Source organism: Acinetobacter sp. TY1 (genome assembly GCF_048551395.1).
GTDB lineage: Bacteria > Pseudomonadota > Gammaproteobacteria > Pseudomonadales > Moraxellaceae > Acinetobacter.
Genome location: NZ_JBLYZK010000010.1, coordinates 24,968 through 40,211, shown reverse-complemented (window position 1 = coordinate 40,211; position 15,244 = coordinate 24,968). Strand labels below are relative to the sequence as shown.

Annotated in this window: 13 protein-coding genes; 4 read left to right on the top strand and 9 right to left on the bottom strand. The window is 36.6% G+C overall.

Annotated elements, in window-relative coordinates:
* Nucleotides 1-10 precede the first annotated feature (10 nt).
* The gene (locus ACK2M2_RS08180; RefSeq protein WP_419347388.1) at nt 11-2,824 is read right to left on the bottom strand and encodes an autotransporter assembly complex protein TamA; all 2,814 of its coding nucleotides are present in this window, start codon (nt 2,822-2,824) and stop codon (nt 11-13) included.
* A gap of 235 nt (nt 2,825-3,059) precedes the next feature.
* On the opposite strand from ACK2M2_RS08180, the gene ACK2M2_RS08175 reads away from it, so the two are divergent.
* Together ACK2M2_RS08175 and coq7 are read left to right on the top strand one after the other, a co-directional pair.
* Entirely contained in the window at nt 3,060-4,376 is a 1,317-nt protein-coding gene (locus ACK2M2_RS08175) for an MFS transporter (protein WP_419347386.1), read from the top strand.
* Nucleotide 4,377: 1 nt separating this feature from the next.
* On the top strand, nt 4,378-5,013 hold the full coding sequence (gene coq7, locus ACK2M2_RS08170; RefSeq protein WP_419347383.1) for a 2-polyprenyl-3-methyl-6-methoxy-1,4-benzoquinone monooxygenase: 636 nt from the start codon (nt 4,378-4,380) through the stop codon (nt 5,011-5,013).
* Between the two features lie 992 nt (nt 5,014-6,005).
* On the opposite strand, the gene ACK2M2_RS08165 is transcribed toward coq7, so the two are convergent.
* From ACK2M2_RS08165 to ACK2M2_RS08135, 7 genes are all read right to left on the bottom strand, one after another.
* Nucleotides 6,006-6,527, bottom strand: a complete 522-nt coding sequence (locus tag ACK2M2_RS08165) for a hypothetical protein (RefSeq protein ID WP_419347381.1) — start codon at nt 6,525-6,527, stop codon at nt 6,006-6,008.
* Between the two features lie 27 nt (nt 6,528-6,554).
* Entirely contained in the window at nt 6,555-6,986 is a 432-nt protein-coding gene (locus ACK2M2_RS08160) for a 2-amino-4-hydroxy-6-hydroxymethyldihydropteridine diphosphokinase (protein ID WP_409511406.1), read from the bottom strand.
* Complete coding sequence (gene folB, locus ACK2M2_RS08155; protein WP_419347378.1) at nt 6,943-7,323, bottom strand: dihydroneopterin aldolase; 381 nt, start codon at nt 7,321-7,323, stop codon at nt 6,943-6,945. The genes ACK2M2_RS08160 and folB overlap by 44 nt, the downstream gene beginning before the upstream one ends.
* Nucleotides 7,324-7,464: 141 nt before the next feature.
* Nucleotides 7,465-8,763, bottom strand: coding sequence for an ABC1 kinase family protein (locus ACK2M2_RS08150; protein WP_419347375.1), 1,299 nt, complete (start codon nt 8,761-8,763; stop codon nt 7,465-7,467).
* A gap of 39 nt (nt 8,764-8,802) precedes the next feature.
* Nucleotides 8,803-9,591, bottom strand: coding sequence for a HesA/MoeB/ThiF family protein (locus tag ACK2M2_RS08145; protein WP_419347372.1), 789 nt, complete (start codon nt 9,589-9,591; stop codon nt 8,803-8,805).
* Nucleotides 9,592-9,845: 254 nt separating this feature from the next.
* Nucleotides 9,846-11,489, bottom strand: a complete 1,644-nt coding sequence (locus ACK2M2_RS08140; protein ID WP_419347369.1) for an AMP-binding protein — start codon at nt 11,487-11,489, stop codon at nt 9,846-9,848.
* Nucleotides 11,490-11,771: 282 nt separating this feature from the next.
* A complete protein-coding gene (locus ACK2M2_RS08135) occupies nt 11,772-12,908 on the bottom strand; it encodes an acyl-CoA dehydrogenase family protein (RefSeq protein ID WP_419347366.1) in 1,137 nt (378 codons plus the stop codon).
* A gap of 29 nt (nt 12,909-12,937) precedes the next feature.
* On the opposite strand from ACK2M2_RS08135, the gene ACK2M2_RS08130 reads away from it, so the two are divergent.
* Nucleotides 12,938-13,159: a hypothetical protein gene (locus ACK2M2_RS08130; RefSeq protein WP_419347363.1), complete on the top strand. Its 222-nt coding sequence runs from the start codon at nt 12,938-12,940 to the stop codon at nt 13,157-13,159.
* A gap of 46 nt (nt 13,160-13,205) precedes the next feature.
* On the opposite strand, the gene ACK2M2_RS08125 is transcribed toward ACK2M2_RS08130, so the two are convergent.
* Nucleotides 13,206-13,979 (bottom strand): SDR family NAD(P)-dependent oxidoreductase, encoded by a 774-nt coding sequence (locus ACK2M2_RS08125; RefSeq protein WP_419347360.1) that lies wholly within the window; start codon nt 13,977-13,979, stop codon nt 13,206-13,208.
* A gap of 131 nt (nt 13,980-14,110) precedes the next feature.
* On the opposite strand from ACK2M2_RS08125, the gene ACK2M2_RS08120 reads away from it, so the two are divergent.
* Complete coding sequence (locus ACK2M2_RS08120) at nt 14,111-15,175, top strand: AraC family transcriptional regulator (protein ID WP_419347357.1); 1,065 nt, start codon at nt 14,111-14,113, stop codon at nt 15,173-15,175.
* Nucleotides 15,176-15,244 lie beyond the last annotated feature (69 nt).

The following is a 15,244-nucleotide window of genomic DNA, read 5'->3' as shown; positions in this document are numbered from 1 at the left end:
AGTTTTAAAATTAAAGTTGCGGACCAATAAAGAAGTGTAAACGTATTGGATGCCCTTCATCTGAAAGACCTGATGCCACATCTAAACGTATTGGTCCAATCGGGGATTTCCAACGAATTCCTAAACCTAAACTATATTCAACATCATTATTAAATTTTTGGTCAAAAGCATTACCAAAGTCAGTAAAGATAGCTGCACGCCATCCGTCTTTAAACTGATAGTTATATTCCAATGAGCCTACAGCTAGACCTTGTCCACCGACTTTATAGCCAAACTCTTCAGGTGATAAACTCTTATAATCAAAACCACGTAGACTTTGATCTCCACCAGCAAAGTAACGTAAATTATACGGTACTTTTTCAAAATCATCGGCAAAGATGTAGCCTAACTGTGTTCCACCAATCAGTTGATGTACATCGTTTTGACCAAAGCTATAAAGTGCTTTCCATGTCGCATCGACAATCGCCATATTAGTATCGGTCAGTAATTTGTCACTACCCAACTGAACTTTATAAGTCTGTTTAAAACCCTGCGTTGGGTTTAGACGATTGTCACTATTGGTTTTACTGACTTGATAACCAACCAATAAAGATTGTTGCTCAGGCTTTGCGCCAGGAATGACAAACGCATCGGGTAAATCTGCTTCATTCGTAATATCACCTTCTTGCGTGATACGATCTAAACGATAGCGCATTCCAAAAATATGTTGCCACTCTTTTCTTGAACCTTTAATAATACGGTCTGCACCAAAAACGGCTGACTCAATGAGAAGGTTTAAATTATTCCCGACTTCATCTCGTTCTTCTCGTTCATAACCACCAACAATGCTAACGTAGTCATTGAGTGGATGGTTATAAGGAATGTTGTATTTCCCATCAAATGCCTGTCGAATTTGTGAAAGCTCCATATTGGCATCAAATGAATGTCCACGATTGTTCACAATTGCACGTCTATACTGACTACGTAAACGGACACCCGTATCCGTTCCATAACCTACACCTGCCTCTAGGTTATTCAACTTATCTGCATTTAGCGTGACGATGACAGGAATCTTTTGATCGATACGTGCTTGTTGTTGTAAGCGTTCAGTTTCAGCTTCCTTATCTTGTTGTTGTGTTTGTTGCATACGCGCAGCAGGCAATTGCTCTTCAGGCGTCGTTCCTGCAAAAGTTTGCTCATCAACTAGATTTTGTGTTACTTCTTCGCTAGATGTAGTAGCTACTTTCTTACCACTATCTGCCATCAACGCACCTTCACTGATTTTTCGCTCATCAACAAGCGCTTGTAAATCAGGAGGTAATTCTAATGGTTTTTGAATTGGATCAGGTCTAACAGCATCAACCAAGGTATAGTTAAAATAACGCGTATTGGTCAAGTTATTTGACAAAGTATTGACACGCCAAGCCGTATAATCTGCACCATCTTTCCAAGGGGCAAGTTTTTCTAAAATATCCAAATCTACGGGCAATGGCTTGCTTGGATCGCTCATGCGAAACTCAACTTCACCAATTTTATAACGATTGCCTGTTTCATATTTCAAATTTATATCGGCTTTATTTTGTGGCTGTAAAACTTTAAGATCATGTAAACGCCAATAACTGTCAAAGAAACCATTGTTGGTTGCAGCTTCAACAATTCGTGCCTTAGTATTTTCATATAAACCGTGATTGAGAATATCACCAGGCTCTTGATCAGGTAAAACACGGATTACTTGTAATTGTGGTAAATTTTCACCTGCTCCACTAAATTCAATATTCTGCTCGCCAATAAGCACAGGATCATTACGAGTAACAGTGACTTTTAACTTATTATCACTTTGTTTTTTAAACTTAAATTGAGCATTATAATAGCCAACAGCTTGTGCTGCCTGATTAGCAAGCGTACGCAACTGTGGTACAGATGAATTAAAGTCTGAAAATGCCTCTACCGTAAAAACGGATAATTTAGCTTTAATGTTGGCAGCCAAAGGAACGGTTGCTCCCTCAACCTCGACATGAATTTTTTCCATCACAACTGTGTTATCTTTTTTAGGCCCAATCTTCTTTACAATACGTTGAAATACATTGAGCTTTTGTGTGTCTTCTTCAACTACCTCTTGATTATAGTCTATAAAAGTTCGTCCCGATTCATTTTCAGACACTTGAATTTGACTATCTGCACGAATATCTTGAATCAATGAATCAACATTAATTGGCGCTTGTCCAATATCAATCAGCTCTTGTTGAGTCGGATCAGCAATAATCATCTCTGGCTGCTTGCTCATACCATGACGGAAATTCAATGCTTCCGTTTTAGCTTCTTCTGCAACTTGATTGATTTCGGCAGCAAATGCAGGATCAATCTGACTAGCAGGTAATTCTTCTAAATCATCAAATGTAATTGGCTTAAAACCCTGATCACTATTTGGATTTTTTTGTTGCTGCTGCAACATTAGTAAACTATCAATTTCCGCAGCTTGCTGTGTCTGATCTTCAGCTTGCGTTAATTTCTCATCAATTAACGCAATCTTGCTTGCAGGCAATCCTTGTTGTTGAGCGGCATCTTCAAGTTGTTGCGAAAATTGAGAATTTTTTAACCCTAAACTTGAATCATTTAAATTTGGCAGTGGAATGATTTTTTCTACAGTCGCACCACTCGTTGATGCAACATCAACAGTCGTATCCTGTTTTACATCTACAGATAAATCTTGTGCATAAACATTAGGTACAACAAATGCACTTAAAAAAATACTGTTCAATAAGAGTTTATTGATATCATTTGTGCTAAAGATGCTATACATGCAATGCGCAAGAACGGATTTTTTAAATTTAATTTTTGCTGGCATACCAGGCTCTATAGCAGAGAAATTTAATCTATGAAGAAACATATATCAGAAAATATCGAAAGCATACACACTATATTCATGGATGCTAGGTTCGATCCCCTGTGTTATGCACTGTAAGTTCAAGTTTTTACTGATTTAACAGTATAGTTGAACACAAAAAGTATGATACATGATTTTTCTTTAGAGTTACTATTTCATCACATTTCTTAATAAAACTAATCGAAGTCAATTGACCATGGATAAAAATCAACACATTCTGAGTACACGGCGCTTTCTTCCGATGTTTCTTACTCAGTTTTTCGGTGCTTTGAATGATAATGTCTTTAAACAGTCATTATTGTTGGTCATTACCTACGGATGGATTCAGCACAGTGGCAACGTGAGCACCATGAATAATTTGGCTGCTTTATTGTTTATTTTGCCCTATTTTATTTTTTCAGCAACCGCAGGACAAATTGCCGATAAATATGAGCGTTCATCTTTAGTTCGTAAAATTAAAGTGCTTGAAATCATCATTATGTTGATTGCAACAGTTGGTTTTTTATTGGGTAATATTTTTATCTTATTGTTTGCATTATTTTTAATGGGTACACATAGTACTTTTTTCGGTCCCATTAAATACGCTATTTTACCCGATATATTAAAACCACAAGAGTTGATGTCGGGTAATGCATTGTTCCAATCGGGTACATCTATCGCTATTCTAATTGGGATGATTTTAGGTGGGGCTGTGATTTCCTCATCACAAGGCAATTTATGGTGGATCAGTCTAACAGTCACCATGATTGCGGTGATTGGTTACATCTGTAGTACCTTCGTTTTAAAACAAAATGTTACTGAAAATGATATAGAAATTGATTGGAACTTTTTCCGCACGAGCATTCAAACTATTCATTATGCGAAAAGCCTTCCTTTGGTTTTTTTGGTTTTACTCGGCAACTCTTGGTATTGGTTTTATGGTGCAACCTACTTAACCCAAATTCCACAACTGACACAACAAAATTTACATGCATCCGAAAATGTCGTAAGTCTACTCCTTACTCTGTTTTCAGTCGGCATTGGAGTCGGATCATTATTATGTCGAAAAGTTGGTGGTAATGAAGTCAATATTCGCATGGTGCCTTTTGGTGCAATAGGTTTAACTGTATTTGCTTTGTATTTAGCAGCAAGTTTAGCCTTTGTTCCTGAACGTACAGGTGAGCTAATGAATATTGCTCAAATGTTCACATCAGGTTTCGCTTATTATCATGTGATGATTGCTGTGACTTTACTCGGAATCAGTGGCGGTTTTTATATTGTTCCTCTATATGCGATGATGCAAGCCTATGCACCACGTAGCCACCGTGCACGTGTCGTTGCTGCCAATAACATCTTTAATGCGATTTTCATGGTCAGTTCAGCAATTTTTTCAATTATTATCTTAAGTATTCTGAAAATTGATATTAAAATTCTATTTTGTATTACGGCAATTCTCAGTGCCATTTTCAGTTTTTGGTTATTGGCTCGTTTAAAACCGCTTGCAGCCACCACTCAAGTTTCCTTGGAGGACTAATATGCGTCAATATACAGGCATCGACAAACTCATCAACTCCTTTGATCAAGCATTACGCAGTCTTGTTCCTGGTGCAACCTCTGCACAGCGTAGCAATCCATCTGAAGGTACGACTACACAACTTGCAGTCAGTGAAGCTCGCCATGTTGCAGGGCTAATGCGTGTCAATCATAGTGGTGAAGTTTGCGCACAAGCTTTATATCACGGTCAAGCACTCACGGCGAAACTACCTAAAGTACGTCAGGAAATGGAATTTGCAGCCATTGAAGAACAAGATCATTTGGCTTGGTGTGAAGACCGCTTAAAAGAATTGGACAGTCATACCAGTTTATTTAATCCTGTTTGGTATGGCCTATCTTTTGGTATGGGTGCTTTAGCAGGTATTGCTGGTGATAAATATAGTCTAGGTTTTGTCGCAGAAACTGAACGCCAAGTAAGCCTCCACCTACAACAACATATTAGTGAACTTCCTCCACAAGATGAACGTTCTCGTAAAATTTTAGTACAAATGAATGAAGATGAATTGCATCATCGTGATACGGCTTTAAATGCAGGTGGTGTCGATTTACCAGCACCAGTGAAAATTACGATGACGGCTATTTCTAAATTAATGACAAAGACGAGTTATTTTATTTAAAAAAATTTCTTATCTGGATTCCTAAAAAGCTCACAAATGTGAGCTTTTTATTTAATCTAAAAAATCTACATTTAGTCCCCTCTAAATTTAAAGATAATTCAACTTAAAATTAAAAGATTTTAGAATATAAAAATTAATGATTCAAAATATTAATTATAAAATTTAAATTACTTTAATTTATTATTTTAGTTAATTCTTATTAAAAACTATAAAAAATTAATATGTATAATTCAGAACATTACATTAAAAATAAAAAATCATTATTCAGCCAACATTATTTTTTAGACATTATATGAAGCTCAAATTGAGTTAAACAAGGAATGAGAGTTTCTTCCTTATCGAGCACATTTCCTTATAAGTTTTGGGGATATCAATAAATATGTAATCCTCTTAAACTCTCCTAAATATCTATATAAAAATTAATAATATTCATGCTCAGAAAGATGCACATTATCGGTCGTGATTTATTCATAAACTAAAGGCTTTAAACTTAGACCAAACTCAAAAAATTACTCAAACATTAGAATTTCTCTGGTCAGAAAAATGAGTACTAAATAAAAGACTAAGTTATAAATTAATTTCATTATTGAGTAATCAACCTGAAATAATTAAATATATTATTATTGAAATCATTAAAGCGACTGGAAATGTAATTTTTACAGTTTTAAAAAATATTACAGATTCTATTACCTTCAATCCACCCTCAAAATTTTATAGGCAATTTCATTAAGTCACGAAATAGGTCATACAATGATTGAGAATCAAAATTGATTTTTAACAATATGTTTATTAGATTAAGAGAGGGATTTCTAAAAACATTATTAATGAATATTTCATTAATTTTTCTTATTTCATGGATAAGCTAAAAATAATTTAAAATAACATTTAAAACAATCATTAGCTTTTACTTAGTAACATCTTCTTTCGTTATTTAAATAAATATTAATTTTAAATTTAGAATAATAAAAGAAGATTTTTTACTTTTAAAATAGCTAAGGCTGTCCTAATAATAAATGGGCACTATTCGGTGCAAGCTTAGCACTTTGAACTGGGAGTAAAGATGGATTTAATGAATATTTCATTCCGTCAAACTTTAACATAACCTGTCCATGCTTTCGGCTATACACCAACAATTGCTTCCATTCATTGTGTAAATATGTTGTGGAATAAACAGGTGTATCGACCAATGTCGTTTTACTGATAAATTCAAATTGTTGATTTGGCAGCCCTTTAAAAATCAACATGGTACAACCACCTGAACCACACCAATCTTGCCCTTTCAAAAGAACAATTGCATCCTCTTTTCCATCATTATTCAAATCATCAAATGCCACATCAAATAAAGCTTGATCTTGCGTGTAATTATATATTTTTTGTTTTAACTGCTGATCTCGTTGCTGCAATGTCTGATTTTCAACTGTCACACTTGGTTGCTGTACTGGTTTTTTAGGCAAATGATGACATGCACTCAACGCAAGTACACAGCTAAATACCGCAAATGACTTTAAATACATAGCAAGCAACCCTCTAATTTTTTTAATTTATAAAACAATGATTGGAAATTGATGTTTTTCATGTTTGAAAAAATCTATTGACCATAAATCTAACATCGGAATTTTTACATCCAACGCCAAAGGTAATTTTTTGGGATTAAATTGCATATGATTAAGATCACCACCCCACGCAATAAGATCAATATCTAAAGCAATTTGATGCGATGGACGTACACGCCCCGATTCTATTTCGAGCTGTTTTAACAAGACCGTTAAAGCATCAACTGACAAGGTACTTTTTAGTAAACAGGCAGCATTCCAATAATCCTCACCCACACCATCACGACACGGAATTAAATAAATTGGAGAAAATTGCACAGAACCCAAATTTTGGATTTGGCTAAAAACATGCTGAAAATGATATTGAGGATTTAAATTACTCGCCAATGCTAGGGCGAAAATCGTTTCGGTGGCGTTCAAGACGAATTCCTACAGAATTTGCTTGCGCGATAATGGCAGGCTTCCGGATTGTAATCATAATCGATTCAATGCTTGGAAAGGTAGAAAAAAGCGCATCAAGTACTAGCTTTGCCGCATGTTCGATCAATTTTGGGGCGGCATCAACAATCACTTTTGCTGAAATTTCACATATTTCTGCATAATTTAGCGTATCGTCAAGTTCATCTGAAGTTGATGCATTTTCAAGTGATGTATTGATGGTCAGATCAAGCATTAGTGGTTGAATAATTTGTCGTTCCCAATTAAAACATCCCACTACAGTTTCAACTTTTAAACCTTCAATGATAATTGCGTCCATAAACATTCCTTTGAATCCCCCTAATAAATCCCCCCTTTTGATAATGGGGGAGTTCCCCCACTTTTACATATATATTGAAGAGCTCCTCCCTTTATTAAAAGGAGGTTGAGGGGGATTATTTATTTAATCAAAAATACGATATCAATGTTTCAATAATGATGCAGGATCAAGTGATTGAACCATTTGAATACGTTGATCTGCATAGATATCGGTATACGGTGCAAGCACTCGCATAAATCGATCAAAATACAACATTTGTTTGAAAAGTAATGCAAAATCTCGTGGGAATCGAATACCGTGACGTTCACCAACGCCGACCATATCCATCATAATATCATTCAAATCAGCAGGATTAGACGACAAAATCTGTTGTGGATCTGCCATTAAAACACCACTAAACAAGCGTTCTAAATCAGCAGCAAGTACAGCAGTATCAATTTTAGTACTGGTCATGCCCATTTTCAGCATATTTTCAGCCATCAATGGATAATCAGTCTTTTGTAAAGCATCCATAAATGCCATACAGGCTTGCCAAACTTCAGGTTTGAGCTGACCGACAATACCAAAATCAATAAATCCAATACGACCATCATCAAGTAACATCAGATTACCGGCATGTAAATCGGCATGAAAAGATTTACACAACATTAGGCTACCGAACCATGTATTCATGGCTGTAACCAAGACTTGTGAAGGATCTTTTGCTACTTTTTTTACGACTTCAAAATCGGTTAATGGCACGCCATACAAACGTTGCATAGTCAAAATACGACGCGTTGAATATTGATGATAAACTTTCGGAGCAGTTGCCGCAGTATTTTGAGAAACTTGTAAATACTCAACAAAATCATCGAGATTATTAGCTTCTTCAATAAAATCTACTTCACGTACCATACGTGTTTTAATCTCATCGACAATATCCGCCAAAGATGCAAATTTTACTTTTGGCACAGCACGTTCAAGCACTTTGGTCGCCCAATGTAAAACATTCAAATCGGTATATAAAATCGTTTCCACGCCAGGCTTCTGTACCTTAATGACAACATCTTCACCCGATACCAACTTTGCTGCATGCACCTGTGCGATAGATGCAGATGCCAATGGTTTTTCATCAATCGATGCAAAAATTTCTGACAAATTGCGTCCAGCAAATTCTGAAGCTAGAACTTCTTCAACATAACTAAATGGCAATGATGGCGTTTGATCTAAACAGCCTTGAAATTCCTCAACATATTCACGAGGAAAGAGGGATGGCGTACTCGCAATAAATTGTCCAAGTTTAATATATGTTGAACCAAGTGATTCAAATGTTTCACGCATCAACTTGGCATTGCTTGGTTTTTCTGTGGCGTAGCGAATACCTGCCTTTGCAGCAATCACCGCAGTTTCACCCACACGGGCAACTGAACGGAGTCCATCTAGGAAAATATTATTTTTCATAAGATCTGACTTTAAATAAATTGCTTCGAGTGTAACAAATTAAAATGCTTTTGCGGATTGTCTTGCCTGACAGTTTGTACATTCCACATCTTTTTCAAAGGCTAAAATACGTTGTTTCATGCTTAAACCTTCCCAAAGTAACATTTTTTGCTTCAATGGCGTTGTACCGAGCCCTAAATACAACAGCGCATGATGCGCTTGTAAACTTGCCATTACATTTGGCGTGGTTGCAAGCACACCCGAATCTGCACAACGCAAAGCTTCATTTGCATGTTGCTCTTTGGGAAATAGACATTCATAACATGCTGAATCACCTTCCACCATAAACAATTGACCTTCAAAACCAATTGCAGATGCACTAATTAAGGCTACATTACGTTGCGTACACACACTATTGACCAAATAACGGGTACTAAAATTATCACAACCATCAAGGACTAAATCTTGCTGTGCAATGAGTGCATCTGCATTTTCAGCATTGAACTGTGCAACATGACTGTCTATTTCAATATAAGCATTGATCTGTTTTAAACGCTTCGCCAAAACTTCGGCTTTATAAAAACCAATATCTTGGCTGGTAAAAGCAATCTGTCGCTGTAAATTACTAATTTCCACCGTATCTGAATCAATTAAGGTAATTTTACCTACACCTGCACGTGCTAAAAGCTCCGCAGTCGTACAACCAATGCCTCCACAACCCACAATCAAAACATTAGCAAGTTTTAACCGTTCTTGTGCTTCAAGATCCCAACCCTCCAATAAAATCTGACGTGCATAAAGGTGCATTTCAGCTTCACTGAGTTCCAATGCTTGATCAAATGAGTCCATTACGTTTCGAGCCTATATCGGGTAGAAGATGTAAGGCATCTAGCTTATCTAAAAATTTGCTGAAATGTGATAGCTATAAAAAATCATTTTGAATAATGCTTAAAGAATAGCAACTTATTCTGCATTAAAACATCGAAACAAAATTACAAAAACATTCCATTGTAATTACAATATTTTTTAAAGGAAAGCCCAACATGATTTAAAATCGTGTTGGGTGAGTAAAATAATTCTTTCAATCAGTTATAAAATCAGCACTAACTAACTTTTTGTAGCTTTTGCATTAATTCAACTTCTTGTTGTTTGAGTAAATTACGTTGAATTTTGCCACTTGATGTTTTAGGTAAACTTTGCACAAATTCAATTTCTCTTGGATATGAATGTTTCGACAACCGTGAACGTACATATTCTTGTAGTTTTAAGCCCAATGCTTCATTACCCTCATAATGAGGTTTAAGTACCACAAAGGCTTTGACCAATTCAGTTCGCTCAGGATCTGGTTTACCAATTACTGCAGATTCAAGAACTTCAGTGCATTCAAGTAATGTGCTTTCAACATCAAAAGGACCAACACGATAACCCGAAGTTGTAATTACATCATCAGCACGACCAATAAAATCAACACCACCAAACTCATTTAAACGAACAGTATCACCTGTTAAATAGTAGTCACCCACAAAAGATTTACGATTGTTACCACCATAGCCCTTAAACCAAGTTAAAGGTGACTGTGCAAAGTCGATGGCTAAAGTACCAATACCCCCACTCTCAACTTCTTGATGATGTTGATCAAGCACTGCAAAACGATGTCCCGGATTGGCAAAGCCTGCTGAGCCTACTTTAATGGGATGTTCGAGTGCGTGATGATTTCCTATCACCATGCCAAGTTCAGTTTGTCCATATTGATCATAAATATTAACCTCTAAATCATGCTTGAACCAATGGATGACTTCTGGAGTTAAAGGCTCGCCTGCACTACTTACTACACGTAAATGTGATTGAATCGCTTGATCAAATTGCTCTTTAAATCCAAAAAACATACGAAATGCAGTCGGTGAACCAGTCAAATTACTGACTTTATATTTTTTGATTACTTGCACGGCGTTATCTACGCTAAATGCACGTTCATCCATAATAATGCTATGACCTAAAGCCAATGGTCCTGCAATACCGTAGTACAAACCATATGCCCAACCAGGGTCGGCTAGATTCCAAAAAGAATCTTCTTCACGCAAATCTACTGCATGATGCATATATTCCTTAAACGCCAACACTGCTTTTAAAGGTACAGGCACCGATTTAGCCAAACCTGTTGTGCCTGAAGTAAACATCATCAGAAAGTCATCTTCAAAACTCAGCTTTTCAGATGAGAAATGAGTAGAATATTTAGCAATTTCCGTCCAAAAATCTGCATCTTTAGATACTTTTCCTTGCGCATGAATGGTTAAAATTTCTGTATTTTCAATTTCATTCAGTTTTGTGCGTTGTTCGCTATTGGTCACAATCAGACGTGTTCCCGCAGTTTCAATCCGATGCTCAATGGCTTTCGATTCAAAAGCAGTAAATAAAGGCTGATAAATCGCACCAATACGCCATGTTGCTAAAATTGTAATCAGCAATTCAGGCGTACGTGGTAATAAACCTGCAATACAATCTCCTGTTGTAATGCCAATCGATTGAAAATAATGTGCAAGTTGAGCTGACGCTTCGGCAAGTTGATCAAAAGTCCATCGTTCCGACTCACCTTGTTTCCCTTCCCAAATCAGCGCTACTTTATTTTGCCCCACATAGCGACCGCAACACTCTTCATAAGCATTGATTGATTGAGGATGGCCAACCAATTGCTCTTGAATCAATTGCTCATAATTAAAAGTTTGATACGCCTGTTCTAATGTTTTCATCACGCTTCCTTTATTCGTGTATACAAATCTTCATGATTTGTAGATCCATGTATCGATAAATATTCTTTTAAAACTGTTTCATTTTGAAACTGTTTATTTCTATGTATATCTATAGATAACCACGATTAGAATATGCGCACAATTTCCAAACACCTCAAACGATATGCAGTTTTTGGATAAGATCTATCATTTTGTTTTATATTAAATATTTAAAAAAATAAAAAAGTCAGTGTATTTAACACTGACTTTTTCCAATCGATAAAAATTTCACATTAAAGTAATTTATCCTGCAATGACTTCACGTGCAATCACCAAACGCTGAATATCTGATGCACCTTCATAAATTTGGCTAACACGTACATCACGGTAAATACGCTCTACAGGAAAATCTGAAACATAGCCATAACCGCCATGAATTTGAATCGCATCTGAACAAACTTTTTCTGCAATTTCAGAAGCAAATAATTTCGCCATTGAGGCTTCTTTTAAACATGGCAAACCTGCATCTTTTAAGCTTGCCGCATGAAAAATCAATTGGCGTGCAGCTTCAATTTGTGTTGCCATATCGGCTAAACGAAATGCTACAGCTTGATGCTGTACAAGTTCGACACCAAAAGCTTTACGATCATTAGCATATTCAACCGCTGCTTCTAAAGCGGCACGTGCCATTCCTACACATTGTGATGCAATCCCAATCCGTCCTGATTCTAAATTTGACAATGCAATTTTATAACCTTCACCTTCTTTTCCGAGCAAGTGATCCACAGGAATACGGCAATTTTCTAAAACAATGGTAGCCGTATCTGAACAATGTTGCCCCATTTTCTCTTCAATACGAGAAACAATAAAACCTTTAGTTTGCGTCGGCACAAGGAAACAAGAAATACCTTTTTTACCTGCAGCTTTATCTGTGACTGCAAATACAATGGCAATTTGGGCATATTTTCCTGATGTAATGAATTGTTTCGTGCCATTCAATACCCATTCATCGCCTACACGTTCAGCTTTACACTGCAATGCCCCTGCATCTGAACCCGCTTGAGGCTCAGTTAAACAGAAGCAACCAAGCCACTCACCTGTCGCCAATTTGCTCAAATACTGTTCTTTCTGTGCTTGCGTACCATATTTTTGCGTAATGCCGCATGGCAATGAATTTTGTACACTGACAATGGTTGAAATTGCACCATCACCCGCAGCAATTTCTTCAATCGCCAAAACTAACGAAATATAATCAAGCCCTGCTCCACCCCATTCAGGTGCAACAGTCATCCCTAATGCACCTAATCCACCTAAAGCCTTTAATTCTTCAGCAGGAAAACGATGGGTTTTATCACGCTCTGCTGCTGTAGGCTTAAGCTGATTTTGCGAATAATTACGCATCATGTCCTGAATCATTTTTTGTTCTTCATTTAAAATCATGTTGATTCCCTTCTCTTACTGCTTGGATCATGACTATTCAAGCTGACCCTATCGATATTTCACTGTGCTTTGCTTTTAGTCACAATAATGCTCAGTTTTTAAATTTATATTTTCAATATTCACAAATTTTAGGCAATGAAAAGCCTAGCCTTAAACTAATCAAATTCAATTTAAGGGTGTTTTTTATGCAAAATGATTTATTAAAAATATTTGAGGTAAATGAGCGAACTTCAAAATTCGCTCATCTTTAATAATTTTGAATAAAACTAAACGATTAAATAGTACGGATAAGTTTGATTAACGTGGTTGCATACGAATTGCACCATCTAAACGGATCACTTCACCATTTAAATAGCCATTTTCAAAAATCTGACCGACCAACTGTGCAAATTCAGTTGGCTTTGCTAAACGCGGTGGAAATGGCACCATAGCACCCAAAGCATCTTGTACATTTTGCGGTAGTGCTTTTAACATCGGTGTTTCCATAATTCCTGGTGCAATAGTCATCACACGAATTGCATGCTGAGAAAGCTCACGTGCCAAAGGTAAAGTCATTGCAACTACCGCACCTTTCGAAGCTGAATACGCCGTTTGACCAATTTGACCATCAAATGCTGCAACAGATGCAGTATTGACAATAACACCCCGATCTTCTTCGCCATTTTTCAACTCATAACGTGACATCACATCTGCCGCAAAACGTAGCATGTTAAATGTCCCTGATACATTAATATTCAAAACCTTTTGAAATGCATCTAGAGCATGAATACCATTTTTACCCAAAACTTTAGCCGAAGGGCCAATACCTGCACAATTGACTAAGCCATTGAGTTGACCTTCATCTTTTTCGAGCTGTTGAAAAAATTGTTGTACTGCAGTTTCATCGGTAACATCTAGTTTTACAAATTTTGATGCTATACCCAATTCTTGTTCTAAGGCTTGACCAAGCTCTTGATTCATATCGACCATGATGACTTTTTTTGCGCCGCGTTCAACCAAGAAACTTGCAGTTGCTGCACCTAAACCTGATGCACCACCTGTCACAACAACGACTTTCCCTTCAATTTTCATATTCTATCCTTTTCATTTTTTTCAGGTATCGCATTAACGATACAAAATTTGCATATCACGCAGAGTAATCGTAAGTCTAATTGAGTACAATTTCCAAAAGTTGCATCATGTATGATGTTTTTGGACAATGGATGCCCAACAAAATAATGGATAACACGCTGAAGAATCAACCGTTACAGTACAGCAAAGGAACGATTTCCGTCAGCTTGGTGCATGAAGCATTGCAGGAAGCAAAAAATCAGGGCATCACTCTTGATCCTATACTCGATCAAGCAGGCATTGCATCTGAGATTCTTCATTCTCCCCTTGCTCGTGTTTCAGTCGAAGCCTATGCGCAACTTTGGACTGAACTTGCCAATGCCATGAATGATGAGTTTTTTGGTATGGACCGTCATCATATGCGTAGAGGAAGTTATAAATTACTCTCAGAAATGGTCATGCATGCCGATCAGTTACATACGGCTTTACGACAAATTTTACAATTTTTAAATGCAATTTTAGATGATTTTCAAAGCACGCTCTTTACCGAAGAAAACTACGCTTATATCGTGATTTATGACACAGATCAGCCCAAGCGAATGTTTAGCTATGCGACATATTTAATGCTCATTCACGGACTGATGTGTTGGCTGACAGGACAACGTATTACGCTCAATCGTATCGAACTTAAATGCAATGCACCTCAAGATGATCAAGACTATAAAGTCCGTTTTTGTGAAAATATTGGCTATTTAGCAGATGAAAATTATATTCAATTTGATGCGAGTTGGCTCAAAACACCAATTAAACAAGACCATTCTACATGGCAAAAATTTATTCAAAATACACCACAAAATTTATTGGTTCGCTTTAAAAACCCGCATGCGTTAAGCTCAATCATTCGTAAGCATTTAATGCAAAAACATCCTTCAGAATGGCTTGAACTCAATGAATTAACTCATTTTTTAAACATTTCGGAAGCAACAATTCAAAGACGTTTAAAAAGTGAAGGCTTCAGTTATCAACAACTTAAAAATGAAATTCGGAGAGATACCGCTATTGAATTGCTCAGTCGCAGTGATAAAACCTTGCAACAGATTAGTGATGATTTATATTTTCAAGACCCGAGTGCATTTCACCGTGCATTTAAAAAGTGGACAGGTGTAAGTCCTGGCAGTTATCGCCATGAAAATATTACATTAGATGGGCAGGAGTAACTAGTCTCTATTCAATATGAAAAAAAACAATGTAAAACTCTGCTTGAAAAAATTGCATACCACTCATCT

Excerpts from the sequence above, each read along its gene's own strand:
- ACK2M2_RS08140 (WP_419347369.1), bottom strand. The coding sequence starts at position 11,489 with ATGAAAACATTAGAACAGGCGTATCAAACTTTTAATTATGAGCAATTG.
- ACK2M2_RS08165 (WP_419347381.1), bottom strand. The coding sequence starts at position 6,527 with ATGTATTTAAAGTCATTTGCGGTATTTAGCTGTGTACTTGCGTTGAGT.
- ACK2M2_RS08130 (WP_419347363.1), top strand. The coding sequence starts at position 12,938 with ATGACTATTCAAGCTGACCCTATCGATATTTCACTGTGCTTTGCTTTT.
- ACK2M2_RS08120 (WP_419347357.1), top strand. The coding sequence starts at position 14,111 with ATGCCCAACAAAATAATGGATAACACGCTGAAGAATCAACCGTTACAG.
- ACK2M2_RS08180 (WP_419347388.1), bottom strand. The coding sequence starts at position 2,824 with ATGCCAGCAAAAATTAAATTTAAAAAATCCGTTCTTGCGCATTGCATG.
- folB (WP_419347378.1), bottom strand. The coding sequence starts at position 7,323 with ATGGACGCAATTATCATTGAAGGTTTAAAAGTTGAAACTGTAGTGGGA.
- ACK2M2_RS08125 (WP_419347360.1), bottom strand. The coding sequence starts at position 13,979 with ATGAAAATTGAAGGGAAAGTCGTTGTTGTGACAGGTGGTGCATCAGGT.
- coq7 (WP_419347383.1), top strand. The coding sequence starts at position 4,378 with ATGCGTCAATATACAGGCATCGACAAACTCATCAACTCCTTTGATCAA.
- ACK2M2_RS08150 (WP_419347375.1), bottom strand. The coding sequence starts at position 8,763 with ATGAAAAATAATATTTTCCTAGATGGACTCCGTTCAGTTGCCCGTGTG.
- ACK2M2_RS08135 (WP_419347366.1), bottom strand. The coding sequence starts at position 12,908 with ATGATTTTAAATGAAGAACAAAAAATGATTCAGGACATGATGCGTAAT.
- ACK2M2_RS08145 (WP_419347372.1), bottom strand. The coding sequence starts at position 9,591 with ATGGACTCATTTGATCAAGCATTGGAACTCAGTGAAGCTGAAATGCAC.
- ACK2M2_RS08175 (WP_419347386.1), top strand. The coding sequence starts at position 3,060 with ATGGATAAAAATCAACACATTCTGAGTACACGGCGCTTTCTTCCGATG.